Annotated in this window: 22 protein-coding genes; 16 read left to right on the forward strand and 6 right to left on the reverse strand. The window is 73.7% G+C overall.

What is annotated here, in order from left to right:
- Nucleotides 1–14: 14 nt before the first annotated feature.
- Nucleotides 15–1334 carry a flavin monoamine oxidase family protein gene (locus tag QI554_RS10235; protein ID WP_281468317.1) on the reverse strand — a complete coding sequence of 440 codons (1320 nt, stop codon included), beginning with the start codon at nt 1332–1334 and terminating at the stop codon, nt 15–17.
- Nucleotides 1335–1595: 261 nt separating this feature from the next.
- Between QI554_RS10235 and yidD the strand changes: the two genes are divergently transcribed.
- Both yidD and QI554_RS10245 read left to right on the forward strand, forming a co-directional pair.
- The gene (gene yidD / locus QI554_RS10240; RefSeq protein WP_281468320.1) at nt 1596–2141 is read left to right on the forward strand and encodes a membrane protein insertion efficiency factor YidD; all 546 of its coding nucleotides are present in this window, start codon (nt 1596–1598) and stop codon (nt 2139–2141) included.
- Nucleotides 2142–2257: 116 nt separating this feature from the next.
- Nucleotides 2258–3835 (forward strand): carboxylesterase/lipase family protein, encoded by a 1578-nt coding sequence (locus tag QI554_RS10245; RefSeq protein WP_281468322.1) that lies wholly within the window; start codon nt 2258–2260, stop codon nt 3833–3835.
- A 13-nt stretch (nt 3836–3848) separates the two neighbouring features.
- Here the strand turns inward: QI554_RS10245 and QI554_RS10250 are convergent, their stop codons facing one another.
- Nucleotides 3849–5399, reverse strand: a complete 1551-nt coding sequence (locus QI554_RS10250; protein ID WP_281468324.1) for an MFS transporter — start codon at nt 5397–5399, stop codon at nt 3849–3851.
- A 162-nt stretch (nt 5400–5561) separates the two neighbouring features.
- On the opposite strand from QI554_RS10250, the gene QI554_RS10255 reads away from it, so the two are divergent.
- From QI554_RS10255 to QI554_RS10280, 6 genes are all read left to right on the forward strand, one after another.
- Nucleotides 5562–6272: a PadR family transcriptional regulator gene (locus tag QI554_RS10255; protein ID WP_281468326.1), complete on the forward strand. Its 711-nt coding sequence runs from the start codon at nt 5562–5564 to the stop codon at nt 6270–6272.
- Nucleotides 6273–6472: 200 nt separating this feature from the next.
- Complete coding sequence (locus QI554_RS10260; RefSeq protein ID WP_281468328.1) at nt 6473–7579, forward strand: ABC transporter ATP-binding protein; 1107 nt, start codon at nt 6473–6475, stop codon at nt 7577–7579.
- A gap of 50 nt (nt 7580–7629) precedes the next feature.
- Entirely contained in the window at nt 7630–8412 is a 783-nt protein-coding gene (locus tag QI554_RS10265; RefSeq protein WP_281468720.1) for an ABC transporter permease, read from the forward strand.
- Between the two features lie 109 nt (nt 8413–8521).
- Nucleotides 8522–12148, forward strand: a complete 3627-nt coding sequence (locus QI554_RS10270; protein WP_281468330.1) for a DEAD/DEAH box helicase — start codon at nt 8522–8524, stop codon at nt 12146–12148.
- Nucleotides 12145–12420 (forward strand): hypothetical protein, encoded by a 276-nt coding sequence (locus tag QI554_RS10275; protein WP_281468332.1) that lies wholly within the window; start codon nt 12145–12147, stop codon nt 12418–12420. The genes QI554_RS10270 and QI554_RS10275 overlap by 4 nt, the downstream gene beginning before the upstream one ends.
- Before the next feature lie 74 nt (nt 12421–12494).
- Nucleotides 12495–13043, forward strand: a complete 549-nt coding sequence (locus tag QI554_RS10280) for a GNAT family N-acetyltransferase (protein WP_281468335.1) — start codon at nt 12495–12497, stop codon at nt 13041–13043.
- A 28-nt stretch (nt 13044–13071) separates the two neighbouring features.
- Here QI554_RS10280 and QI554_RS10285 read toward each other — a convergent pair whose 3' ends face one another.
- Nucleotides 13072–14385, reverse strand: coding sequence for an amidohydrolase family protein (locus QI554_RS10285; RefSeq protein WP_281468337.1), 1314 nt, complete (start codon nt 14383–14385; stop codon nt 13072–13074).
- A 93-nt stretch (nt 14386–14478) separates the two neighbouring features.
- On the opposite strand from QI554_RS10285, the gene QI554_RS10290 reads away from it, so the two are divergent.
- Nucleotides 14479–14982 (forward strand): MarR family winged helix-turn-helix transcriptional regulator, encoded by a 504-nt coding sequence (locus tag QI554_RS10290; RefSeq protein ID WP_281468339.1) that lies wholly within the window; start codon nt 14479–14481, stop codon nt 14980–14982.
- A gap of 55 nt (nt 14983–15037) precedes the next feature.
- Here the strand turns inward: QI554_RS10290 and QI554_RS10295 are convergent, their stop codons facing one another.
- Nucleotides 15038–15490, reverse strand: a complete 453-nt coding sequence (locus tag QI554_RS10295) for a nitroreductase family deazaflavin-dependent oxidoreductase (RefSeq protein WP_281468341.1) — start codon at nt 15488–15490, stop codon at nt 15038–15040.
- A 145-nt stretch (nt 15491–15635) separates the two neighbouring features.
- Between QI554_RS10295 and QI554_RS10300 the strand changes: the two genes are divergently transcribed.
- Both QI554_RS10300 and QI554_RS10305 read left to right on the forward strand, forming a co-directional pair.
- Nucleotides 15636–16340, forward strand: a complete 705-nt coding sequence (locus QI554_RS10300) for a TetR/AcrR family transcriptional regulator (protein ID WP_281468344.1) — start codon at nt 15636–15638, stop codon at nt 16338–16340.
- Nucleotides 16341–16442: 102 nt separating this feature from the next.
- Nucleotides 16443–16961, forward strand: coding sequence for a GNAT family N-acetyltransferase (locus QI554_RS10305; protein ID WP_281468346.1), 519 nt, complete (start codon nt 16443–16445; stop codon nt 16959–16961).
- A 188-nt stretch (nt 16962–17149) separates the two neighbouring features.
- Here QI554_RS10305 and QI554_RS10310 read toward each other — a convergent pair whose 3' ends face one another.
- The gene (locus QI554_RS10310; RefSeq protein ID WP_281468348.1) at nt 17150–17530 is read right to left on the reverse strand and encodes a YybH family protein; all 381 of its coding nucleotides are present in this window, start codon (nt 17528–17530) and stop codon (nt 17150–17152) included.
- Between the two features lie 136 nt (nt 17531–17666).
- On the opposite strand from QI554_RS10310, the gene QI554_RS10315 reads away from it, so the two are divergent.
- Nucleotides 17667–18596 carry a helix-turn-helix domain-containing protein gene (locus QI554_RS10315; RefSeq protein ID WP_281468350.1) on the forward strand — a complete coding sequence of 310 codons (930 nt, stop codon included), beginning with the start codon at nt 17667–17669 and terminating at the stop codon, nt 18594–18596.
- 79 nt (nt 18597–18675) lie between these two features.
- Nucleotides 18676–19548 carry a sigma factor gene (locus QI554_RS10320; protein WP_281468352.1) on the forward strand — a complete coding sequence of 291 codons (873 nt, stop codon included), beginning with the start codon at nt 18676–18678 and terminating at the stop codon, nt 19546–19548.
- 29 nt (nt 19549–19577) lie between these two features.
- Here QI554_RS10320 and QI554_RS10325 read toward each other — a convergent pair whose 3' ends face one another.
- Nucleotides 19578–20300, reverse strand: a complete 723-nt coding sequence (locus QI554_RS10325; RefSeq protein WP_281468354.1) for a DJ-1/PfpI family protein — start codon at nt 20298–20300, stop codon at nt 19578–19580.
- Between the two features lie 102 nt (nt 20301–20402).
- Between QI554_RS10325 and QI554_RS10330 the strand changes: the two genes are divergently transcribed.
- From QI554_RS10330 to QI554_RS10340, 3 genes are read left to right on the forward strand one after another with little or no spacing between them, the layout of a single operon-like run.
- Complete coding sequence (locus QI554_RS10330) at nt 20403–21509, forward strand: GlxA family transcriptional regulator (protein ID WP_281468356.1); 1107 nt, start codon at nt 20403–20405, stop codon at nt 21507–21509.
- 16 nt (nt 21510–21525) lie between these two features.
- On the forward strand, nt 21526–22278 hold the full coding sequence (locus QI554_RS10335; RefSeq protein WP_425527949.1) for a 2OG-Fe(II) oxygenase: 753 nt from the start codon (nt 21526–21528) through the stop codon (nt 22276–22278).
- Entirely contained in the window at nt 22275–23204 is a 930-nt protein-coding gene (locus QI554_RS10340) for an Ada metal-binding domain-containing protein (RefSeq protein ID WP_281468358.1), read from the forward strand. The genes QI554_RS10335 and QI554_RS10340 overlap by 4 nt, the downstream gene beginning before the upstream one ends.
- Nucleotides 23205–23282: the final 78 nt, after the last annotated feature.

Genomic DNA, 23282 nt, shown 5'->3' on the forward strand with positions numbered 1-23282 from the left:
TCAGGCGTCCCTGATTAGGAACCGAGCAGCGTGCGGACGCGCTCGGCAGCGGCGCGGCCCGAGACGACTGCGCCGTCCATGTAGCCCAGCGACGTCGGGCTGATGTCGCTGCCCGCGAACACGACGCGGCCGTGCGGCTCCTGGAACGCCGCCAGCAACGGCCACTGGCCCGGCTTCGGGGCGAACCACGTGCCGCGGGCATGGGGGTCGGCGTTCCAGTCGTGGCACAGCACGTCGACGACGCGGGCCTCCGGGTGGGCGCGCCGCAGCTGCGCGGTGAGTGCGTCAGGGGCCGCGGGGTCGAGGGTCTCCGGCAGGCCGAAGCAGATGACCAGGGCGTCGTCGGAGTCCGCCTGCGCGGCGCCGATGCCGATGGCCCCGGTCAGGACCGGCGGCCACATGCTCAGGGCCAGGTCGCCGGGCACGCCGGACACTCGGGCGATCGCCTTCACCGCCCGCCCGGTGTGCTTCTGCTGCGCGAGTGCCTCGACGTCCTGCGGGAGTACCGGGCTGAAGGCGATGTCGGCGAGCGTGTTGACGGGGACGGCGGCGACAAGCCCGCGGGCCCGGTGCGCCGTGCCGTCGGCGAGGGTCACGGTGACGCCGTCGGCGTCCTGGGCGACCGCGGCGACCGGCGCGCCCAGGAACAGCCGGGCTCCGAAGTCCGCGGCGATGCGGTCGGCGAGCGTCCCCGTGCCGCCCTCGACCCGCCGCTGCGACGAGCCCGCGAAGCCGTCCGCGTCCTCGTCGTCGGACGGGTCGGGGTCACCGAGGCCGGCCATGTCGTCGAGCAGACCCGCCACGGAGACCTCGGTGGGCAGCGCTCCCATGACCGACGTGGCGAAAACCGACAGCACCTGGGCGGCGCGTGGCGGAAGGCCCGCGAGCCGGTCCGCGAACGGGACCTCGACGTCGGGCGGGGTGGTGAACGCCGGGCGGCCGGCGAGCGATGCGGCCTCGTCCACCAGCGCGGCCATGAACGTGTCGAAGGCCGCGCGGTCGGGGCCGTCGAGCGGCAGGTCTCCGGTGCGGGTCTCGTCGCCGAGCAGCCAGATCCGGTCCCGGTCGACGGCGCGGGCCGGCAGCAGCTCGACGCCGTACCGGCCGTACTCGGCCATGATCGCGGCGTGGTGCGTGGGTTCGACCCACTCGGCGCCCAGGTCGACGGTGGTGCCGGTGTCCGGAAAGACGCGGGACCAGGTGCGCCCGCCGACCCGCTCGCGGGCCTCGAACACCGCGACGGACAGGCCGCGCTCGGCAAGGTCGCGGGCGGCGACGAGACCCGCCAGGCCCGCGCCGGCCACGATCACGTCCCAGGGCTCGGCCGTGCTCATCAGTGGTGCTCCTCGCCGTCGTCGCCGCTCGGACCCACCCGCCCGCGGGCGGTCCGCTGTCGGCGAGTATCGACGCGGGAACGATCCCGCACAAGATCGCGAACCGGTCGGGTGGAGCATGCTGCGCACCCGCGCCCGCGCTGTTCGTCGGGAGCCGGGCCCTCGGGCGCCGAACCGTCCGCCGCCCCCGAGCGTGTTGGTCTGCGACGCGCCGGACGGCCGGTGCGTCGGGGGAGCGTGAACCACTGGGGGGGTGGTCCCATGTCGTACGGCGGTGGCGGGAACCCGTTCGCGAACGGCCCGGCGGGGCCGGGCGATCCGGAGGAGCAGGCCCGGCCGCCGGGTGCGGAGCACGTCGACCAAGGGCCGGCGAACGCCGCCGCCGGGGCCGACCTCGCGCAGACGGTGGCCGAGGGTGCCGACGCCACAGGCGCGTGCGATTCGTGCGACGGCTGCGACGGGTGCGACTGCGGAAGCTGGCTCACCGTCACCACGACCCTGCGGCTGCTGGGCGTGGCCCTGCTCAGCCTGATGCTGCCCGCGCGCGGGCCGCGCCGCGGTGCGGCGGGCCGGCTGCTGCGCGCGGTGCACTACTACCGGCGGGAGATCAGTCCGACGAAGCCGCCGTGCTGCCCGTACACGCCGACGTGTTCGACGTATGCCGTCACCGCGCTGGAGCGGCACGGGGCGGTGCGCGGCGGGTTCTTGACGGTGCGTCGGCTGCGCCGGTGTCGGCCGGGTGCGGGAGGGGTCGACGTGGTGCCGGGCAAACGCGCGCGTGACGGAATCGGCCGCCGAAACGGCTGATACCGGCGGGGGTTCAGGCCTGGTGGCGGTTCGTAAGCGGAGGTAGCGTCCCCGTTTGTTTCACGAGGCGAAAATAATCCGTGCCTCCACCATGCCTCCTTCCACTGGAGACCGTCATGCCCGCGAGATCCCCCCGACTCGCCCGATTGACGACAACGCTCGCCGTCCTCGCCGCGTCGGTCCTGGCCTTGACGGCCACGCCCGCGCGGGCGGACGGAAGCGGCCCTGTCGTCCCCACCCGATCAGGCGTGCTGCGCGGCCAGGTCCACGACAACGCCGAGGAGTTCCTCGGCGTCCCCTACGCCGCGCCGCCGGTCGGCGCGCTGCGCTTCCGGGCCCCGCAGCCCGCGGCGCCGTGGCGCGGCGTCCGCGACGCGACCCGGCAGGGACCGGCCTGCGTGCAGTTCGTCGACATCGGCATCGATCCGGCGCAGCCGCGCAGCGAGGACTGCCTGTCCCTCGACCTCTACCGCCCACGCTGGGCGCACCCCGGCACCCGGCTCCCGGTGATCGTGTGGATCCACGGCGGCGCCTGGGTGCAGGGCACCGGCACGCAGTTCGGCGGCCGCACCACCGCGGACCTGACCGGCGCCATCGTCGTCAGCATCAACTACCGCCTGGGCGCGCTGGGTTACCTCGCCCTGCCCGGGCTGGACGCCGAGTCCCGTGAGGGCTCGGGGAACTGGGGCACGCTCGACCAGGCCGCGGCGCTGCGCTGGGTCCACGACAACGCCGCCGCCTTCGGGGGCGACCCCGGCAACGTGACGGTCACCGGCCAGTCCGCCGGCAGCGGGTCGGTCTGCGCGCTCCTCGCGTCGCCCGCCGCGACGGGACTGTTCTCCCACGCCGTCATGCAGTCCGGCCCCTGTGGGTTGCTCGCCGCGCGTCCGCTCGCCGGTGCGCAAGCGCAGGGGCAGGCTTACGCGCAACGGGCCGGCTGTCCCGACCCCGCCGCCGCCGTGTCCTGCCTGCGCGGCGCCTCCACCGCCGCCCTCGTCTCGGCGAGCGACCCCAGTGAACCGGTCGGGCCCGTGTCCGGCACCCCGACGCTTCCCGTGCAGCCGAGGGACGCGATCGCGTCCGGCCGCTGGAACAAGGTCCCGGTGGTGATCGGCGGCACGCGCTCGGAGGGCCTGCTGTTCGCGCTCGGCAGCCTCGGCATGACCCCCGACCAGTACGCGGCGGCGGTGCGGACGCAGTTCGGCCCGGCGGCCGACCAGGTGCTCGCGCGCTACCCGCTCTCCGCGTACCCCGCGCCGTTCTACGCCTGGGCGGCCGTGCTCACCGACTCCGGCTGGGCCTGCGGCACCGCCGCCACCGCGGCCGCGTTCGCCCGCCAAGTGCCGACGTACCAGTACGAGTTCGACGACCCGAACTCGCCCCCGCTGCTTGGCCTCGACATCCCCGGCGTGAACCTCGGCAACGCGCACAGCGCCGAACTGGCCTACCTGTTCGACTTCACGATGCAGGGCCGCGCGTTCACCCCCGAGCAGCAGGCGCTCGCCACGCGGATGAAGCGCACGTGGGCGGCGTTCGCCTGGACCGGCTCGCCGAACGGGCCGGGGCTGGCCGCGTGGCCGCGGGTGGCGGCGGACGGCACGGCCGTGCTCAAGTTCCAGCCGGGCGGCGACACGGTGTTCGCCGGATTCGCCGACGAACACCAGTGCGGCTTCTGGCAGTCGTTCGGGGCCTGAGCGTCACGTGTCGTCACGTCTCGGCGGCGGCCTGGTCGGCCGCCGCCGAGGCCTGCTCCGGTGCGCCGCGGCCGGCTGACGCGCTCTCCGGCGACGTGTCCACGGTCAGCAGGACGAGGACGCCCGCCGCGACGCCGATGACGCCGCACACGACGAACACCCGGTCGAGCCCGGTGGCGAACGCGTGGTGGATCGCGTCCGCCACCGCGCCGCGCTTGTCCGCCGGCGCCGAGCCGACGATGCGCCCGGCCTGCCCGCCGCCCAGCGCCTCGGCGGTCGCGTGCGGGTCGGATCCGGCCGCCGCCGTGCCGTCGACGGAGTCCCCGACCGCCGCGCGGAACACGACGCCGACGACCGCGACGCCGAGCGCGAACCCGAGTTGCCGGAAGGTGTTGAGCGCGCCGCCCGCCATGCCGGACCGCTCGGGCGGAACCGCTGCATATGCGGCCGCTGCCATCTGCGGCATGCCCAGCCCGATGCCGGCGCCGATCAGCACCAGCCCCGGAACCAGTGTCGTCCAGTCCGACCCGGTGTCGAGGAGGGTGAGCACCAGCGACCCGGTCCCGACGAGCACGATGCCGACGCCGATGGGGTAACGCGGCGGCACTGCGGTCAGCGGCCCGCTTGCGGCCGCGGCGACGATGAACGCCGTTCCCGCCATCGGCAGCAGCGCCAGGCCGGCCTTCACCGGCCCGTACCCGAGCACCGACTGGAACCACACCGACACCTGCGGGAAGCACGAGAACGCCGCGAACTGCATGAACATGCAGCCCGCCATGATCCCCGCGAACGACGCGCGGCGGAACAGCCGCAGTTCGAGCATCGGCTGCGCGGTGCGGTACTCCACGACGACGAAGGCGACGAGCGCGGCCGCCGATCCGGCAAGCACGCCGAGCGTCAGCCCGTCGTCCCAGCCGTGCCCGCCCGCGCGGATGAGGCCGTACGTCAGGAGCCCGGCGCCCGCGGTGAAGGTGGCCGTGCCGGGCACGTCCACGCGCGCGTTCCGGTCCCCGTACGACTCGGTGATCAGCCGCAGCGTCATGGCGATGGCCAGCACCCCGACGGGCAGGTTGACCAGGAAGACGGCCTCCCAGCCGACGTGCTCGGTCAGGACGCCGCCGAGCACCGGCCCGATCGCCGCGGCCGCGCCGGAGACGGCGCCCCACACGCCGAACGCCACACCCCGGTCCCGGCCTTCGTACGCGAGACCGAGCAGTGCCAGCGTGGTCGCGAACATCGCGGCCCCGCCAATGCCTTGGAGGGCGCGCGCCGCGATGAGGGTTCCGGTGTCGGGGGAGAACGCGCACAGCGCGGACGCCACGGTGAACAGCCCGGTGCCCCAGACGAACACCCGCTTGCGGCCGACCCGGTCGGCCAGCGAGCCGGCGCCCATGAGCACCGTGGCGAGGGCGAGCGAGTAGGCGTCCATGACCCACTGCAGGTCGGTGTAGGACGAGCCCAGGTCGTCGGCCATGTCCGGTAGCGCGACCATCGCGATCGTGATGTCGATCAGCAGCATCAAGGCGGCGGGGCTGATCGCGAGCAGAGGTCCCCACTTGCGCACAGTTGCTCCTCGGGCGATGTCGGCTTTCGGAATCGGAAGGCGCGGTCCGAGGCCGAGGCTAGCGCCGGGACACCCGCCCGCACCCGGGTCTTGACAGGGGCTTGCATGCACTACTCTGCTGCGTATACTCGTAACCGGATATACGAGAGCGAGGGATCGGTCATGGCGGCGCGCAAACCGAGCACGATGCTGGCCCTCGCGGTGCTGGCGCTCGTCGCCGAGCGGCCGATGCACCCGTACGAGATCGCCAGGCTGCTGCGCGAGCGCGGCAAGGACCTCAGCATCAAGATCAACTACGGCTCGCTCTACACCGTCGTGCAGGTCCAGGAGAAGAACGGCTTCATCGAGGCGGTCGGCACCGAGCGCGACGGCCGCCGCCCCGAGCGCACCGTGTACGGCCTCACCGAGGCCGGCCGCGCCGAACTCGTCGGCGGCCTCAGCGCGATCATCGCCGAACCGGTCAACGAGTTCCCGCGCTTCGGCGGCGCCCTGTCGATCATGGGGGTGCTGCACCCCGACGAGGCACTCCGGCTCCTCGGGCTGCGGCTCGCGGCGCTGGAGACCGCGATCGAGACCGGCCGCCGCGAACTCGAGGACCTCCGGCACGTGCTGCCACGGGTGTTCGTCATCGAGGCCGAGTACGCCCTCGCCATGCAGCAGGCCGAGGCGGCGTGGGTGCGCGGCTTCGCCGAGCAGATCGCCGACGGCACCCTCGACGGCGTCGACGCGTGGCGCACGTTCCACGAAACCGGCAGCGTGCCCCAGGACTTCGTGGTCGATCCGTCGACCGTCCACGCCTACCTGGCCCAACAGGCCGCCAAACGCGCGCAGGAAGCGGCCGAGCAGGAGCAGGACGCAGAGGAGAACGACTGACAGAGGCATGAAGAAGGCCCCCGCGCGGTGCGGCAACACCGCGGACGGGGGCCGGGAACCTCAGACCGACCTGCGGCAACAGGGACCGGCACATACGAGGTGTACCCAACTCATCGTATCGCCGGGCCTCCGTCGCAGGTGCAGGGCTCCACGGCCGTCCACACGGCCGCACCTTCACCGAGACGACAGAAGGACCCACCATGGACCGCACCGACCGGACGGCGGCAACCGTCCCGGACCCGCGTCCGCACGCGAAGGCCGACCCCGACCCCGGCCCCGATCCCCGTACCAGGCACGCGCGGTACGCGATCGAGACCCGCGACCTGCGCAAGACCTACCGCGCCAAGGGCAACCCCGACGGCGTCCGCGCCCTCGACGGCCTCGACCTGACGGTCGCCCCCGGCACGGTCTTCGGCCTGCTCGGGCCCAACGGCGCCGGCAAGTCCACCACCGTCAAGATCCTCACCACGCTCGCCTCCGCCGACTCCGGCACCGCGTTCGTCGGCGGCGTCGACGTCGCCCGCGACCCCGCCGCAGTACGCCGCATGATCGGCGTCGTCGCGCAGGGCTCCGGCGCCGATCCCGTCGCCACCGGGCGCGAGAACCTGGTGCTGCACGGCAGGCTGTACGGGCTGCGCGGCCGCGACCTCGCCCGCCGCGCCGACGAACTCCTCGAACGGCTCGGCCTGGCCGACGCGGCGCGCCGGCCCGTGAAGACGTACAGCGGCGGCATGCTGCGCCGGCTCGACCTCGCGCTCGGCCTCGTGCACCGGCCCGAGGTGCTGTTCCTCGACGAGCCCACCACCGGACTCGACCCCGAGGGCCGCGCCGAGCTGTGGGCCGAGATCGCCCGGCTCGCCGACGGCGACGGCATGACGATCCTGCTCACGACGCACTACCTCGACGAGGCCGACCGGCTCGCCGCACGGCTGGCGATCGTCGACCACGGGAAGGTCGTCGCCGAGGGCACCCCCGACGGGCTCAAGTCCGAACTGCGCGGCGACGCCGTGCACGTCGAACTCCGTGTCGCCGCAGGCCCCGACGCGGAGGAGCGCATCCGCGGCGCGCTGCTCGGACTCGACGGGATCGGCGACGTCACGGTCGCCGGGGTACGGGTCAGCGCCCGCGCCGACAGCGGGGCCGCGGCCGTCCCGGCCGTGCTCGCCGCACTCGACCGCGCCGGGGAGCCGGCCGCCGCCGTCACCGTCGCCAGGCCGTCGCTGGACGACGTCTATCTCCGTTACGCGGGACGCCGGTTCGGCGACGCGGACGCCCTCGCCACGACAGCCCTTGGAGGTGTGCGATGAGCACCACCCTCGACACGCCGCACACCATCGCCCGGCCCGCGCCCGCGCCGCTGTCCGAAGCGTTCGCGCACACCTGGTTCATGACGCAGCGCCAGTTGCGCGCGTTCCTGCGGCAGCCGGCGTACCTCGTCATCACGCTGGTACAGCCGATCATTTGGCTGTTCCTGTTCGGGGCGCTGTTCCACAAGGTCGTCGACCTGCCGGGGTTCGGCGGGGGCACCGACTCCTACATCGACTACCTGGTGCCCGGCGTCATCGTCATGAACGCGGTGTCGGCGAACATGTGGGCCGGCATGGGCATGCTCGAGGAGATCGAACGCGGGACGCTGAACGGGCTGTTGGTCACGCCCGTGCGGCGCATGGCGCTGCTGAACGCCAACATCGTCTCGCAGGCGCTGTCGACCGCGATCCAGTCGCTCGCGATCATCGGCCTCGGCGCGCTCGCCGGGGCGGACTACGCGGGCGGGGTCACCGGGCTGCTGGTGCTCGTCCTAGTGTCGTCGGTGCTGGGCTGCGTGTTCGGGGCGCTGTCCAACGCGCTGGGCATGGTCGCGGGGGAGCGCGAGACGATCATCGGGATCAACACGTTCCTGCTGCTGCCGGCGACGTTCCTGTCGACGGCGTTCATGCCGAGCGGGCTCATGCCGCACTGGATGACGGTGGTGGCCCGGTTCAACCCGATCAACTGGGCACTCGCCGCGTCCCGCTCGGCGATGACCGCGTCGCCCGACTGGGGGAGCGTGCTCAGCCACAGCGCCGCGCTGGTGGGGCTGGCGGCCTTCGCGGTGTGGCTGTCCCTGCGGATGTTCGGCGTGTACCGCAAGTCCGTGTGACGGGTCCGCGTGCGGGCCGCCCGCTCCCGGAAAACCACGGGCCCGTGTCAGTGGCGCGCCCTACCCTGTAAGTGACCCACCGGTAAGGCGCACGACGAAAGGCCCGCACGTGTTCGCTCTGCACGCGCTCTGGCGCGCGGACCGGACGCTGGCGGTCTGGGGCGAGGACGCCGGGGATCCTGAGACGCGTGGCGGCCTGACTCCACCGCACGACGGCACCGACGGCACAGACGCTGCCCCGGCCCTTCGATGGGCCGGGGCAGCGGTCGTGCGGGACGAGGCCGACGAGCCCGACGCGGGCCCGGCCACGCACCCGGGCGCCTGCCCGCACGAACTCCTGGCCGAGCTCGTCGGAGGCGTGGGCCCCGGCCTCGAATGGCTCGCCGGGCAGGCCGAGCGGGGCACCGCCGCACTGTGGCTGCCGACCCTCGGCGGACACACCCCCCAGCCGTCCCCCGAACTCCCCGGCGAACCCCTCCGCGGCCCCCGCCCCGACCTCGCCCTGCGCGCATGGCGCGTCCCGGCCCTGCTCTTCGACGCGGACGAAGCGGCCCAGCTGCTCGGCGCGCTCTACGACCCGAGACACGCGGCCTTGCGGACAGAGGTGCAGGGCGTCGGCCCGGTGGACGTGCCGTACGGGGCATCGCTGAGGTGGCTGACGGCGGTGCACGACCTGGCGTGGACGCTGGTGGGACGGGGACACGTCCTGCCGGGGGTCGACGTGGGCACGGCCGCCGGACCTAGCGGGGACATGGGTGCTGCCGATGTCGGACCGGGCGGGGACGCGGATCCCGGCACCGGACCGGACGGGTGCGCGGACGTGGGCGCCGACACAGGACCGGACGCGGGCGCGGACGTGGACGCCGGCACAGGACCGGACGCGGGCGCGGACGTGGACGCCGGCACAGGACCGGGCGATGCCTCGGACGGCCTCCGCGAGACCCCGCGCGCGGTGGCCGCCTGGGCGCGCTGGATGCCCGCCCTGACCGAGGACGACTGGACGGCGGCTCGCGCACTGGCGGCCGCATGCCCGCCGGTCTGCCGCGCCGAGTACCGAGGCGAGACAGCCCCGGCCCCTGACGCGACCGCCCTGGTCGCCGCGCTGCTCGACGCGCTCGTCGACCGCGAGGCCCGCGCGGCCGTCGAGGGCCTCACGCTGCTGCCCCGGCGCGGGCGGGGGGTCAGGGCGCCGGAGACGGTGGTCGAGGAATGGCTCGCGGCCCTGACGACGGAGACGGGCCGGATACGCACGCAGGGCGGAGGCGGCGGAAACCGCCCGCCCGGCGCGCGGACCGCCGCCGTGACGGCTGTGGGCGGGGAGGCCGCCCTGAGCACCGATCTGCCCATGGCCGACCCCCACAGCGATGCTCCGCAGGCCGCCCTCGGTGCTCACACGCGGCGCGATGGCAGGTCCGAAGTCGACCGACTCGCCGCCGCGTTGTCGGCGTGGCATGCGACCGAGCGGGCGCCCGTTCGACCGCTGCGGGTGTGTTTTCGGCTTGTCGAGCCGCTCGGGCCTGATCCCGCTGATCTCTTCGGGCGGCCTACCGACGACAACTGGCGGGTGGACATCCTCCTCCAGGCGACCGACGAGCCGTCGCTGCTCGTCGACGCGGCGCGGGTGTGGGGCGCTGGGCCCGTGCTCAACGTGTTCGAGCGCAAGCAGGTACGTCCGCAGGAGGCACTGCTCGCGGATCTGGAGCGGGCCGCGAGGGTGTGGCCTGCGCTTGACGCTGTGCGGCACACCGCGCGGCCCGGGGTGGTGCGGGTCGACCGGGACGGTGCGCTGGCGTTCCTCCGGGACGCCGCACCCGGGCTCGCGGCGGCCGGGTTCGGGGTGTTGCTGCCGGGCTGGTGGCGGAACCCGCCGAAGGTCGGGTTGACGTTGTCCGCCCGTACCGCCACGCCCGGCGTCGTGTCCGGCGGCAGTGTGCTGGACCAGGACGCGGTCGTGGCGTTCGAATGGCGTGCCGCGCTCGGCGACGACCAGCCCTTGACCGCCGAGGAGTTGCGCGAACTCGTCGACGCGAAGCAGCCGTTGGTGCGGTTCCGCGGCCAGTGGCTCGAGGCCGACCCGTCGGCCATCGCGGCCGCCGCGGCGTTCCTGGCCCGGCAGGGCACGGGTGTGATGACCGCGGGGGAGGTGCTTCGCGTCGCCGTCGACCCCGGGGCCGCGGTGGGCGGCCTGCCGGTGTTCGGCGTCGACGCCGACGCGTGGCTGGGCGAACTCCTCTCCGGAGCCGAGGCGTTGCGGGGGTATTCGGTGTCCCCGCCGGACTGGTTCGGTGCCGACCTGCGCCCGTACCAGCGGCACGGCCTGGACTGGCTGGCTTTCCTGTCCCGGCTCGGCGTCGGTGCGGTGCTGGCCGACGACATGGGGCTCGGCAAGACCGTACAGACGCTGGCGCTGCTGGCCGTCGAGCACGAGCAGGGGGGCGCGGGGCCGACGCTCGTCGTGTGCCCGATGTCGCTGGTCGGCAACTGGCTGCGCGAGGCGGAGCGGTTCACGCCGAAGCTGCGCACGCATGTGCACCACGGCGCCGACCGGCTCGCCGACGACGCGCTGCGCGCCATGGCCTCCGGCGCCGACCTGGTCGTGACCACGTACGAGACCGCGCACCGGGACGCGGCCGCGCTCCGTACCGTCGCCTGGCGGCGCGTTGTCGCCGACGAGGCGCAGCACATCAAGAACATCGCCACCCGCCAGTCCCGCGCGATCCGTTCGCTGCCCGCGCGGCACCGGATCGCGTTGACCGGCACGCCGGTGGAGAACCGCCTGGCAGAGCTGCACTCCGTGCTCGACTTCGCGAACCCGGGCCTGTTCGGCACCGCCGAGCACTTCAAGGCGACGTACGCGATCGCCATCGAACGCAACGGCAGCGAAAGGGCGTTGGCGGCGCTGCGCAGGGTGGCCGCGCCGTTCGTGCTGCGCCGCCGCAAGAGCGATCCGGCGATCGCCCGCGACCTGCCCGCGAAGCAGGAGATGACGGTGCTGTGCTCGCTGAGCCACGAACAGGCCGGACTGTACCGGGCCGTGGTCGCCGACATGGAGCACCGCATCGCGCACACCGCCGGCATCGAGCGGCAGGGGCTGATCCTGGCGACCCTCGGGCGGCTCAAGCAGATCTGCAACCATCCCGCGCAGTTCCTCAAGGAGTCCGGCACGCCGGTCGCGGGGCGGTCGGGCAAGGTCGAGCGGCTCGTGGCGACGCTCGAAGAGGCGCTCGCCGAGGGCGAGAAGACGCTGTGCTTCACTCAGTACGCCGCTTTCGGCGCGTTGTTGCACGGGCACTTGAGCGAACGCCTGGGCACCGAGGTGCTGTTCCTGCACGGCGGTGTCACGGGCGCGGCCCGCGCGGCGATGGTCGACCGGTTCCAGCGGCCGGACGGGCCCGGGGTGTTCCTGCTGTCGCTGAAGGCGGGCGGCACGGGCCTGAACCTCACCCAGGCCACCCAGGTGATCCACCTGGACCGGTGGTGGAACCCCGCGGTGGAGGACCAGGCGACCGACCGGGCGCACCGCATCGGCCAGGAACGCCCGGTGCAGGTACGCAAGTTCGTGTGCGTGGGTACGGTCGAGGAACGCATCGACGCCTTGGTGTCCGCGAAGCGCGGCCTCGCCGAGGCCGTCGTCGGGCTCGACGAGGAAGGCCTGGCGGGCGAGCACTGGCTGACCGACCTGTCGGCGGACGCGCTGCGGGACCTCGTGGCGCTGGCGGAGGAGGCGGAAGCGTGAGCGAAGAACGCGTCGGCGGCCGTGATCTTTCCCACGGCGGATCCGGGGAACCGCACGGTGATCCGCGCGCCGAACCCGCTCCTGACGCCCCCCTTTCCGCGCTCCTGGCCGACTTCTGGGGCGGCGGCGCGCTGCCCGAACCCCCCGCTGAGCAGCGGCCGGACCCGGCGTCGGAGCGGTTGGCCGCGCCGCCCGAGGCGATCCGCTCGGCCCGCGGAAGGAATATGGTCGATCTTCTGCGTGTGGCTTACGACGCCATGACCTCGCGGTGAGTGACGCCCGGGGGACACGGCAGGATCGTGTCGGGCCGCGCACGTTGCGGCCCGGGAACCGAAGGAGTTTTTTCATGTCCGCCGAGTCCGTCCGAATCCGGCCGGTCCACCCCGACGACCTGGACGCGGTCGCCGCGATCTACGCCTACTACGTCGCGAACAGCGTGGCCACGTTTGACGAGGTCGCGCCGACCGCCGACGACTGGCGGGCGAAGGCGCACGACCTGTGGGGGCGCCGGCTGCCGTTCCTGGTCGCGGAGGACGACTGGCAGGTGGTCGGGTTCGCGTACGCGGGACCGTGGCGGCCGAAGCCGGCGTACCGGCACACCGCCGAGGACACGATCTACATCTCGCCCGACCACCTCAGCAAGGGACTGGGCCGCACGCTGCTGTCCACGCTCCTGCCGCTGTGCGCCGACGCGGGCGTGCGGCGCGTCCTGGCGGTCATCGCCGACGGCGGCGACGACTCGTCGGCGAAGCTGCACCAGTCCTTCGGGTTCACCGAGGCGGGCCGGCTGACGGCGGTCGGCTTCAAGCACGAGCGCTGGCTGGACACCGTCCTCTACCAGCTGGAGCTGGCGCCGCGCGTGACGCCTGAGGCGCCGCAGGAGCCGATCGCCTGACGGGCTCTTCAAGCCGCGTCAGGCCGCGTCAGGCCGCGGCGAGGCGGGCCGCCGTCTCGCGTACCGCCGCGAGGGCACCCGACAGGCCGGGGTGGAGCAGCGTCCCGCCGTGTTTGACCGGGCGGCCCGCGACCAGGACCGTGTCGATGTTGCCGGGGTGCGCGGCGGTGACGACCGCGCCGACGGGGTCGTGGAAGCCGGTCAGGTTGACCGCGTCGGCGCGCAGGAGCAGCAGGTCGGCGCGCTTGCCGGGCCGCAGTGAGCCGACGGTGTCGGCGAGCCCGAGGGCGGCCGCGCCGTCGAGCGTGGCCATGCGCAGCACGTCGGCGGCGGTCAGGCGCGGGCCGCCCGCGACGTGCGCCGTGGTGAGTGCGGCGCGCATGAGCGAGAACATGTCTCCCGCGACGGTGGTGACGACGTCGACGCCGAGCCCGGTGGTGACGCCCGCGGCTCGGAGCCGTCCGGCCATCGGCGCGCCGTGGCCCATGGACGCCTCGACGGCGGGGGCGACGGACATCGCGCCGCCGGAGTCGGCGATGCGGCGCAGCTCGTCGTCGGGCAGCGAGTTGCCGTGCACGTACAGGGTGTCCGGACCGAGGAGTCCGGCGTCGTCGAGTGCGGCGACGGGGCGCTCCGCTACCGGGCCGGCGCCGACGTGCACGGCGATGCGCATGCCGAGCTCGCGGGCGAGTCGCCAGTCCTCGAGCACGTCCTCCATCGGGCTGTACGACGGGCCGTGCGGCGCGAGCGCGAGGCTGACGAGGCCGTCGCCGCCGCGCGCGGTGTGGCGCTCGTGGGCTGCGCGGACGTCCTTGGTGTGCCGGGCGTCGGCGGCGAAGACGGGGTAGCCGTACCCGAACACCGCGCGCACGCCCGCCTCGTGGAGGCCGTCGAGGGCGGCGTCGGCGTGTTCGGGGGTGTAGAGCGCGTGGGAGAAGTCCTGGACGGTGGTGATGCCGGCGTCCAGGCATTCGAGCGCCCCGGCGAGGTTGGCGGCGTGCAGGTCGGCGGGGCGCATGCGCGGGCCGAGGCCGCCGAGCACGGTGGTCAGGTAGCCGCCGAGGTCGCTGTCGACGGCGATGGCGCGCAGGGGCGTCTGCCAGACGTGGCGGTGGGTGTCGACGAAGCCGGGGAGCACGATGCGGTCGCGGGCGTCGACGACCTCCGCGCCGTCGGCGGGCAGGTCGGGGCCGACGGCGGTGATCGTGCCGTTCTCGACGAGGACGTCGGTGTGCGGGCGGGCGTGCGGGTGCGGCTCGGTGTCGATGACGAGGGCGTCGCGCAGCAGGACGCGCGGGGCGGCGTACGCGGCGGGGCCGGGTGTTCCGGGCGTTTCGGGCATGGGGGTCCCCTCCAGAGCGGCCGGCGACACCGGCCATTGACTTGCTGGAAAGCTTTCCAGAAAGCTATCGGGGAAATCAACTACCCTTCCCGGATGAGTGCCACCGCCCCGCGCCCCGACCGCGCCGACGAGCTCATCGCCGCGTGGGAGCGCGAACTGCCCGAGGCGCTCGGCCCGACCACCGAGCTGACCAAGCGCGTCATGCTGCTGGCCGCGGCGCTGGACGCCGCCACCCGCCGGGAGCTGCCCGAACACGGGCTCACCGGCGCCGAGTTCGACATCCTCGCGGCGCTCCGCCGGGCCGGTGCGGGGTACCGCATGAAGCCCAACGAGCTCGGCCGCGCCGTCCTGCTGTCGTCCGGCGGCACCACCAACACGCTCAACCGGCTCGCCGCGCGCGGCCTCGTCGAGCGCGCCCCCGACCCGCACGACGGGCGCAGCATGCTCATCCAGCTGACGCCGGAGGGCGTGGAGCTGGCCGAGCGCGCGGTGCTGGCCAACGCGGCGGCGCACGCCGCGGTCTTCGCGGCGGTGCCGGCGGAGGCGGTCGAGGCGGCGACGCGGGCGCTACGGGGGATCCCGCTGCCGCGCGGGTGAGCTGGAGCGGCGAGTGCGTCTGCCTTTACGGCGTGGGCGACCCGTCCGGTGTGCCTCACGCGGCGGTGCTGATCCGGAACACCGGGTAGCCCGGTGCGATGCCCAGCAGCGTCTCGTCGCTCGCCTTCGCGTCCACACCGTCGAAGAACACCCCGACCTCGAACTTCCGCCGCTTGAGGTAGGCGCGCAGCACCTCGGGCTTCTCGGCGTCGGCCAGCTCGACGTAGTGGAACGCCTCGACCTTCTTGCCGACCCGCAGCTCGCCGCCGTCGGTGGCGCGGAGGTTGCGCACCCACTGCGTGTGGCCGCGCGGCGCGACAAGGTAGCGCTCGCCCTCGTAGGTGAGCATGTTCACCGGGGTGGTGCGCCACTCGCCCGACTTGCGGCCGCGGACCGCGAGCACCCGGCTGCCCCACACGCTCAGGCCGCGGCGGGTCAGCCACGCGACGACGACGTTGAAGGTGTTGGTGGCGGTCTTCGGCTTGATGTAGCGGATCTGCTCGGCCATGACGGGCTCCTGGTTTTCGTGTCCGGTGTTTCGTTTCGAGAGCGGCGCTCTCGTCTGAGAACAACTCTGCCCCATGGCCGGCGCATCACGCAAGAGCAGTGCTCTCTTTTTTGTGCGACGTTCTCGGTTCTGTCAGACTGCCGTCATGAACGCGAGCCGCACCGCCCGTGACCGCGCCCGGGCCGAGCTGACCCGGGAGATCAAAGAAGAGGCCCGCCGCCAGCTGGCCGTCGAAGGCGCGCAGCGCCTGTCGCTCCGCGCCGTCGCGCGCGAGCTCGGCATGGTCTCCTCGGCCCTCTACCGCTACTTCCCCAGCCGCGACGACCTGCTCACCCACCTGATCATCGACGCGTACGACGGCGTCGGCGCCGCCGTCGAGGCCGCCGCCGCCCAGGCCGGCGACCACCCCCGCGCACGCTGGCGCGCCGTCAGCGTCGCCGCCCGCGACTGGGCACGCACACACCCGCACGAGTTCGCCCTCGTGTACGGCACACCCGTGCCGGGCTACGAGGCCCCGCAGGACACCGTCGGCCCGGCCAGCCGCGTCCCGATCGCGCTGCTGACCACCGTGCGGGACGCCGCGGCGGCGGGCCTGATCACCGTCCCCGAACGTCCGCTCGCACCCGAACTCGCGGCCCAGGCCGCCGTCGTCACCGAGGCCACCGGGCTGGACGTCCCGCCGGGCGCGCTCGTCCGCACCGTCATCGCGTGGACGCAGCTGTTCGGCGCGGTCGGCTTCGAACTGTTCGGACAGCTCGTCGGCAGCATGGACCCCGCGGACGCCTTCTTCGCCGAAGCCGTCGAACGCATGGCCGACTTCATCGGCTTCCCGCCCGACGCGGGGGAATAGCAGGAACGCACCGCGCGCTGGGCAACGTTGGACGAGTGGATCACCTGGGCACGCCCGGGCGGACCGCCCGCCGCGAACCACCGTCTGAGGGGGGACACCGACATGACGCCGCGCCCGGCACCACAGCAGTACGACGCACTCGACCCCGCGTCCGAACCCGTCCTCGAACTGCGCCACCTGCCCATCACCCACCCCGCCGCCGACCCGCTCCTGCGCGCCCTCGAAGCCGACTACGCCGAGCGCTACGGCTCCCTGGCCGACGGCGAGATGACCCTCTTCGAACCGGACGAATTCGCCCCACCGCACGGGGCGTTCGTCCTCCTCTTCGAAGACGGCGAAGCCATAGCCGGCGGCGCCTACCGCCGCTACGACGACCACACCGCCGAACTCAAACGCATCTGGACCCACACCGCCCACCGCCGCCGAGGCCTCGCCCGCCGCGTCCTCGAAGCCCTGGAACACAGCGCAACCACCCGCGGCTACCACCGCCTCTACCTCACCACCGGCCCCCGCCAACCCGAAGCCGTCGGCCTGTACCTCTCCACCGGCTACACCCCCCTCTTCGACGTGGACGAACCCCCCTTCGCCCCCCTGCCGTTCGAGAAGGCCCTGGTGGCGTAGCGGTGGATCCGGGCTCCCTCGGGGCTCTCGGCAGTTGAGTTCTCACCGCGGGCGGCGCGGTGCCCTTCTGCGTGCCTGACGTCGTCGGGGAACGCCCGCGCGAGGCGAGGCCGCGGCCAGGGGTGCACCGCTGGTCACGGCCTCGCCGGGTCTGCGACGGCGTCGAGGAAGCCCTGTGGGCCGGGGGCTCAGACGGTGCCGAGGGGGTTGAGGAGCGCGAACCGCCAACCGCCTTCGGTGCCGCGGAGGGCGATGTTGGCGGTGGTGCCGGTCGCGGTGACCCGTTCGCCGTCGGGGGCGTCGATCTCCATCGTCCAGTCGGTGACGAGGAGGGCGGTGTCCGCGCCGACGAGCGTGTGCCGCGGGACGTTCGTCAGTCGGCCGCGGGCCGCGACGGTGCCGCTGATCTCGGCCCGCAGGGCGCCTTCGCCGGTGATGAGCTCGCCCGCCACCGTGCGCATCCCCGCCCCTGGGGTGAACAGGGCCAGGACGCCTGCGACGTCGCCGTCGTTCAGGGCGTTCTGGAAGAGGATCGGCAGCGTGGCGGGGTCGGTGATGGCGGGCAGCATGATGTGAGGTCCTTCCGTCGGACAGGGTTGGGGTGACGGCCTCTCGGCGTGCCGCCGGGTGCGGCGTTCGCCTTCAGGCGTGCCTCCACGATGCCGTCGCGGCCGTCGGTCGGGCGAGGTAGAGTCTCGCCTCGACATGGTCGAAAGTGGACAGCGGCCCGGCATCGTCGACGTCGCGTACGACAACCCCGACCGCGTGCGCGTCGGCATCGAGGTACTGACCTTCGACGCGCTGAAGGCACGGCTGAGGAGCTCGGTCGCCCAGCGGCCGAGCCGCGTCGACTTCCACCAGCTCATGCTGGTGCGTCGCGGTGCGGGCACGGCGATGGTCGATTTCGACACCTACCCGTGCGCCCCGGGCACGCTGCTCCACCTGCGGCCCGGGCAGGTGCAACGGCTGCCCGTCGGCGCGGAGGGGCGACCCGCGGACCTCGACGCGGTCCTGCTGCTGTTCACCGCGGACTTCCCGCTGCCGCCGCCCGCGACCCGCGACGTGCTCGACGGATTCGGCCCGGTGGCGTGGCGGCTGCCGCCCGGCGAGTTCGACGTCCTCGACCGGGCCGTGACCGAGTTGCAGACGGAGTACCGGCGGCTGCGGGACGAACGCGCCGCCGCGCCCGCGGCCCTTGCCGACACCGGCGTCGAGCTGACCGAGGCACTGCTGCGCCACCTGCTGAGGGCGCTGCTCATCCGCCTGTCGCGCCTCCCGGACCCGACCGGACACGCCGTCGCGCCTGCCGCACCCGGCGCCGACGTCTATGCGGCCTTCCGGCACGAGTTGGAGCGATCGTTCGCCGTCACCCGGTCCGTCGAGGACTACGCGCGGCGCCTGGGCTACTCGCCTCGGACCGTCACCCGCGCCTGCCTGGCCGCCACCGGTCGAAGCGCCAAGCAACTGGCCGACGCCCGCGTCGCCTTGGAGGCGCGGCGGCTGCTCGCCCACACCGATCTGCCCGTATCCGTCATCGGCCGTGCGCTCGGCTTCACCGAGGCCACCAACTTCGGAAAGTTCTTCGTCCGCGAGACGGGCCGCACCCCTGGTGCGTTCCGCCGCGGTCAGCGATGAAAGGCACGCGGATCGTCCACCTGCGCCGCCGCCCGGGGTGGTTCTTGATCGGGGGCGGGGGTTCCGGTCTGATGGCGGGGTGGACGGGGACGAGTGGTTGGCCGGGCGGTTCGCGGAGCACCGGCCGCAGTTGTGGGCCGTGGCCTTTCGGCTGTCGGGGTCGGCGGGGGAGGCCGATGACGCGTTGCGGGAGGCTTGGCCGCGGGTCGGGCGGGCGGCTGCGGGTGGGGGCGACGAGCTTGCGGCGTGGCTGACCGGTGTGGTTGGGCGGGTCGCGGTCGGCATGTTGCGGGATCGGGCGGGTCGGGGTGGGGAATCGGGCGACGCGCGTGTGTCGGCGGATACGCAGGAGCGCGACGGTGCCGGCCCGGAGGACGCGGGGGTTCAGGGCGACGCTGTCGGGCTTGCCATGTTGGTGGTGCTGGAGGCGCTGAGCCCGGCGGAGCGGCTGGCGTTCGTGCTGCATGACGTGTTCGGCGTGCCGGTTGAGCGGGTTGCGCCGGTTGTCGGGCGGTCGACCGCGGTGACTCGGCAGTTGGCTGGTCGGGCACGGCGTCGGGTTCGGGGTACGCCGCCTGATCCGGTTGCTGATGCCGCGTGTCAGCGGGAGGTTGTTGCGGATTTCGTTGCGGCGTTCCGTGCGGGGGAGTTCGAGGTGTTGGTGCGGCTGCTCGATCCCGATGTGGTGCTGCGGGCCGATGCGGTTGTGGTGGAGATGGGCTCGCCCGCCGAGGTTCGTGGCGCCGTTGACGTGGCGGAGATGTTCTCCGGTCGGGCGAGGGCGGCCAGGCCCGCGGTGGTCGACGGGCTGGCCGGCCTGGTGTGGGTGCAGGGCGGGGTGCCGCGCGTGGTCTTCACGTTCGTTGTGGTCGACGGCGTTGTCGCGGGGATCGATCTGGTGGGGGACGGGGGCGCGATCGGGGCGATGGAGATCGAGTTCGGGGAGGGGTAGGGCTCGCGGCTTCGGTCGGAATCCGGGGCTCAGTCGTCCAGGAGCTTTGCGAGGAGTGCGGGCTCGTCGACCAGGGCTGCGCGGAGTTGGGCTTCCGCGATCGGGGCGAAGGACGGGATGTCGAACTCGGTCCAGTCCAGCGGGCCCTGCGGGGGCTGCGGGTCGTACTCGAGGAACAGCTGGACGTGGCGCGCGGTCTGGGCGCCGGCGAGGCGTTCGACCAGGTGCAGGGCCATGTCGATGCCGGCCGAGACGCCCGCCGCGGTGATGACCGGGCCGTCCTCGACCCAGCGTTCGGCGACCGGTGTCGCACCGAACCTGGCGAGGGTGCCTCGGTGCAGCCAGTGGGTGTTGGCCTTGCGTCCGGCCAGGAGTCCGGCCTCGCCGAGGAGGAGGGCGCCGGTGCAGACGGAGGCGACGATCTCGGCGGTGGCTCCCGCGGTGCGCAGGTAGCCGATCAGCTGCTCGTCGGCCATTGCGGCGATCGTCGGCTCTTCGCCGCCGGGGACGATCAGCACGTCGGGCCCGGGGACCTCGTCGAAGGTGCGTTCGGGGACGACGGCCAGCGGCGTGTCTGTTGTGTAGGGACCGCGGGTCGCGCCGACGACCACGACCTCGAACGGCAGTCCGAACCTGGGCAGCGCGGACATCACCTGGAGCGGCCCGACCAGGTCGAGGAGAGTCATGCCGGGGTAGGCGAGGAATGCGATCACGCGAGGGAGGGGTGCTGTGGGGTTCAGGGCTTCTGTCATGTGGCCACCGTGGCGGTCGTCGTCGGGCGCATGGTGGGGGATGTCCGGGATCCTGCGAAGCCTGTCTCCCGGACACCGGCATGACGGCGCTACCGTCGCCGCATGGCCCGCCTCGTTCCCCATGTCGAACCGCACGTCGAGCCGGACGCCGAGTCGTCGGTCCCGGTCGCTGCGGCGACTGACGACCCGCCGGTCCCCGTCGCGGCGCCCGACGATCCGCCCGCGCGCCGGGTCGTGCTCGTCGGCTACGACGGCGCCGCGCTGCTGGATATCGCCTGTGTCGTCGAGACGTTCGACGCCGCCAACGTCCTCGGAGCGAGCCCGCGCTACGCCGTCGAACTCGTCGCGGTCGGGGCCCGCCCCGTCGCGTGCACGAGCGGCTTCACCCTGGCCGCGCACACCCCGTTGGAGGCCGTCACAGGCCGGATCGACACGTTGATCGTGACCGGCGGCCACGGACACGAGGAGGCCGCCGCCGACGCCCGCGTCGTCCGGCACGTCCAGCGCCTCGCCCCGGCCTGCCGCCGCGTCGCGTCCGTGTGCACCGGGGCCACGGTGCTGGCCGCGACCGGACTGCTCGACGGCCGACGGGTCACGACGCATTGGGCGTACGCGGCGGGGCTGGCGCGGCGCCATCCGGCCGTCACCGTGGATCCCGCGCCGCTGTACGTCAAGGACGGCGACGTCTACACGTCCGCCGGCGTCACCAGCGCCCTCGACCTGACGCTCGCGTTCGTCGAGGAGGACCACGGCCCCGACATGGCGCGCATGGTCGCGCGCGGCCTGGTCACCTACCTGCAGCGTCCGGGCAACCAGGCCCAGGTCAGCATGTTCCTGTCCGGCCCGCCGCCCGAACACCCGCTCGTACGGCGGCTGGCCGCGCACATCGCCGAGCGCCCGTCCGCAGACCTGAGCCCCGCCGCGCTCGCGCGTGCCGCCGGGGTGAGCAGCCGGCACCTGAGCAGGCTGTTCGAGACGCAGCTCGGGACCACACCCGCGCGGTACGTGCGCAGCGTCCGCACCGAGACCGCCGCCCACCTGCTCTCCTCGACCGGGCTGCCGCTGGGCGCGGTGGCCCGGCGCTGCGGGTTCGGGTCGACGGAGACGATGCGGCAGGCGTTCCTCGACAACTACGGCGTGGTGCCGTCCGGGTACCGGCGGATGCACCGGGTGCGACGTCCGATTGCCGCCAGCCATCCGGCGGGCTGAGCGCGACAGTGGACGCATGAACGGCACCATGTCCGCCCCAGTGTCCGACACCCTGTTCGACGCGGCGCCCCAGACCGACGCGTTCGGCACGGACTGGACCGCGCTCGGCGACGAACTCGACGCCCACGGCTGTGCGTTGACGGCCCGGCTGCTCGACGACGAGGCGTGCCGCGCGGTGACCGCGCTGTACGACGAGCCCGGCCTGTTCCGCAGCACCGTCGACATGGCCCGGCACCGCTTCGGCTCCGGCCAGTACCGCTACTTCGACCACCCGCTGCCGGACGTCGTCGCGGACCTGCGCGCCGCGCTGTACCCGCGCCTGCTGCCGATCGCCCGCACGTGGGCGGCCCGCCTCGGCCGCCCCGCGCCGTGGCCGGACGACCTGGACGACTGGCTCGCGATGTGCCACGACGCCGGACAGCTCAGGCCCACCCCGCTCGTGCTGCGCTACGGGCCCGGCGACTGGAACGCCCTGCACCGCGACCTGTACGGCGACCTGGTCTTCCCGCTCCAGGTCGTCATCGGCCTCGACGAACCGGGCGCCGACTACACCGGCGGCGAGTTCATGCTCGTCGAACAGCGTCCGCGCGCCCAGTCGCGCGGCACCTCCGTCACACTGCCGCGCGGCCACGGTTTGGTCTTCACGACGCGCGACCGGCCGGTACGCGGCGCGCGCGGCTGGTCGGCGGCGCCGGTACGGCACGGCGTCAGCACGGTCCGCGGCGGGCGGCGGCACGCGCTGGGCCTCGTCTTCCACGACGCCACGTGACGGGCGCGGGCCGGTACACGCTGATCGGGCCGGACGGGCACGCGTACCGCAGCAGCACGCCCGGCACCGTCGGCGGCTACCGGCGCGGGCGCCTGTACGGGCGGCTCGACTGTCCGTCGGCGCTGCGCGCGATAGCGGCGGGCGGGTACGTCGCGCAGCGCGTGTTCTTCGCGGACGAGGCCACCGCCCGCGCGGCGGGGTACCGGCCGTGCGCGCGCTGCATGCCGGGGGAGTACGCGGACTGGAAGGCAGGGCGTATGGAGTGGGCGGGCGCGGACGGTACGCGGGGGCCTCGGTCGTCAGGGACGAAGCCGGTCGGCGGGCGCGCGGGCCTGGCCGCGCCTGTGAGCGGCGCCCACCCGACGGTCCTGGGCGGGGCGGTCGCGGCGTCCCCGCTCGTCCCCGGCGCGCTCGCGACGCAGGCGCGTGGGCCCGACCGCGGGATCGGCGGTCCTTCGCCGGGTGAACTCGCCACCGTTCTCCGGCTGTTGAGCCCGAAACCAGGCGTCGGGCCCACGCCGCGGACACGCGTCCGAACCGTCTCCGTCGGCCACGCACGCGACCCCCGTTCCCGCGCGTCCGCGGAAGCGTTCGTCGACGCCTGGACGTCGCCCGACCGCAGTGTCCTCGCCGTCGTGGACTGGCCCGAGGACGCCGCGTCCTGGCTCAAGGCCGCCCGGCGGCTGACCGAGCCCGAACCGGACGCCTGGGTGATCGCCGCCGGCCCCCTCGGGTGGGCGCAGCTCGCCCGCAGGCTGCGGCACAGCACCGCGTGGCGGCCGACCGACACCGTCGGCTTCGCGCCGGTCGGCACCCTGGAGACCGTCGAACTCGCCGGTCCCGGAACCCTCGCGGGTATGCGCGGCGCCACCGAGGACGGCGGGGTCTGGCGCATCGGGCACGAGCTGATCGCGTACGACGCCTGAGGCGTCCGATCCGAGACGTCGATCTTCCGGTTGTGGCGAAAGAGTGATCACCACGTCTTCGGACATGATCGGATCGCT

The sequence above is a fragment of the Yinghuangia seranimata genome, from assembly GCF_029953285.1.
In the GTDB taxonomy this organism is placed as follows: domain Bacteria; phylum Actinomycetota; class Actinomycetes; order Streptomycetales; family Streptomycetaceae; genus Yinghuangia; species Yinghuangia seranimata.

What these genes read in the sequence shown, in the direction of transcription:
- QI554_RS10280 (WP_281468335.1), top strand. Translation starts at nt 12,495, where the DNA reads ATGTCCGCCGAGTCCGTCCGAATCCGGCCGGTCCACCCCGACGACCTG.
- QI554_RS10260 (WP_281468328.1), top strand. Translation starts at nt 6,473, where the DNA reads ATGGACCGCACCGACCGGACGGCGGCAACCGTCCCGGACCCGCGTCCG.
- QI554_RS10285 (WP_281468337.1), bottom strand. Translation starts at nt 14,385, where the DNA reads ATGCCCGAAACGCCCGGAACACCCGGCCCCGCCGCGTACGCCGCCCCG.
- QI554_RS10325 (WP_281468354.1), bottom strand. Translation starts at nt 20,300, where the DNA reads ATGACAGAAGCCCTGAACCCCACAGCACCCCTCCCTCGCGTGATCGCA.
- QI554_RS10330 (WP_281468356.1), top strand. Translation starts at nt 20,403, where the DNA reads ATGGCCCGCCTCGTTCCCCATGTCGAACCGCACGTCGAGCCGGACGCC.
- QI554_RS10290 (WP_281468339.1), top strand. Translation starts at nt 14,479, where the DNA reads ATGAGTGCCACCGCCCCGCGCCCCGACCGCGCCGACGAGCTCATCGCC.
- QI554_RS10295 (WP_281468341.1), bottom strand. Translation starts at nt 15,490, where the DNA reads ATGGCCGAGCAGATCCGCTACATCAAGCCGAAGACCGCCACCAACACC.
- yidD (WP_281468320.1), top strand. Translation starts at nt 1,596, where the DNA reads ATGTCGTACGGCGGTGGCGGGAACCCGTTCGCGAACGGCCCGGCGGGG.
- QI554_RS10335 (WP_425527949.1), top strand. Translation starts at nt 21,526, where the DNA reads ATGAACGGCACCATGTCCGCCCCAGTGTCCGACACCCTGTTCGACGCG.
- QI554_RS10305 (WP_281468346.1), top strand. Translation starts at nt 16,443, where the DNA reads ATGACGCCGCGCCCGGCACCACAGCAGTACGACGCACTCGACCCCGCG.
- QI554_RS10255 (WP_281468326.1), top strand. Translation starts at nt 5,562, where the DNA reads ATGGCGGCGCGCAAACCGAGCACGATGCTGGCCCTCGCGGTGCTGGCG.
- QI554_RS10235 (WP_281468317.1), bottom strand. Translation starts at nt 1,334, where the DNA reads ATGAGCACGGCCGAGCCCTGGGACGTGATCGTGGCCGGCGCGGGCCTG.
- QI554_RS10245 (WP_281468322.1), top strand. Translation starts at nt 2,258, where the DNA reads ATGCCCGCGAGATCCCCCCGACTCGCCCGATTGACGACAACGCTCGCC.
- QI554_RS10315 (WP_281468350.1), top strand. Translation starts at nt 17,667, where the DNA reads ATGGTCGAAAGTGGACAGCGGCCCGGCATCGTCGACGTCGCGTACGAC.
- QI554_RS10310 (WP_281468348.1), bottom strand. Translation starts at nt 17,530, where the DNA reads ATGCTGCCCGCCATCACCGACCCCGCCACGCTGCCGATCCTCTTCCAG.
- QI554_RS10300 (WP_281468344.1), top strand. Translation starts at nt 15,636, where the DNA reads ATGAACGCGAGCCGCACCGCCCGTGACCGCGCCCGGGCCGAGCTGACC.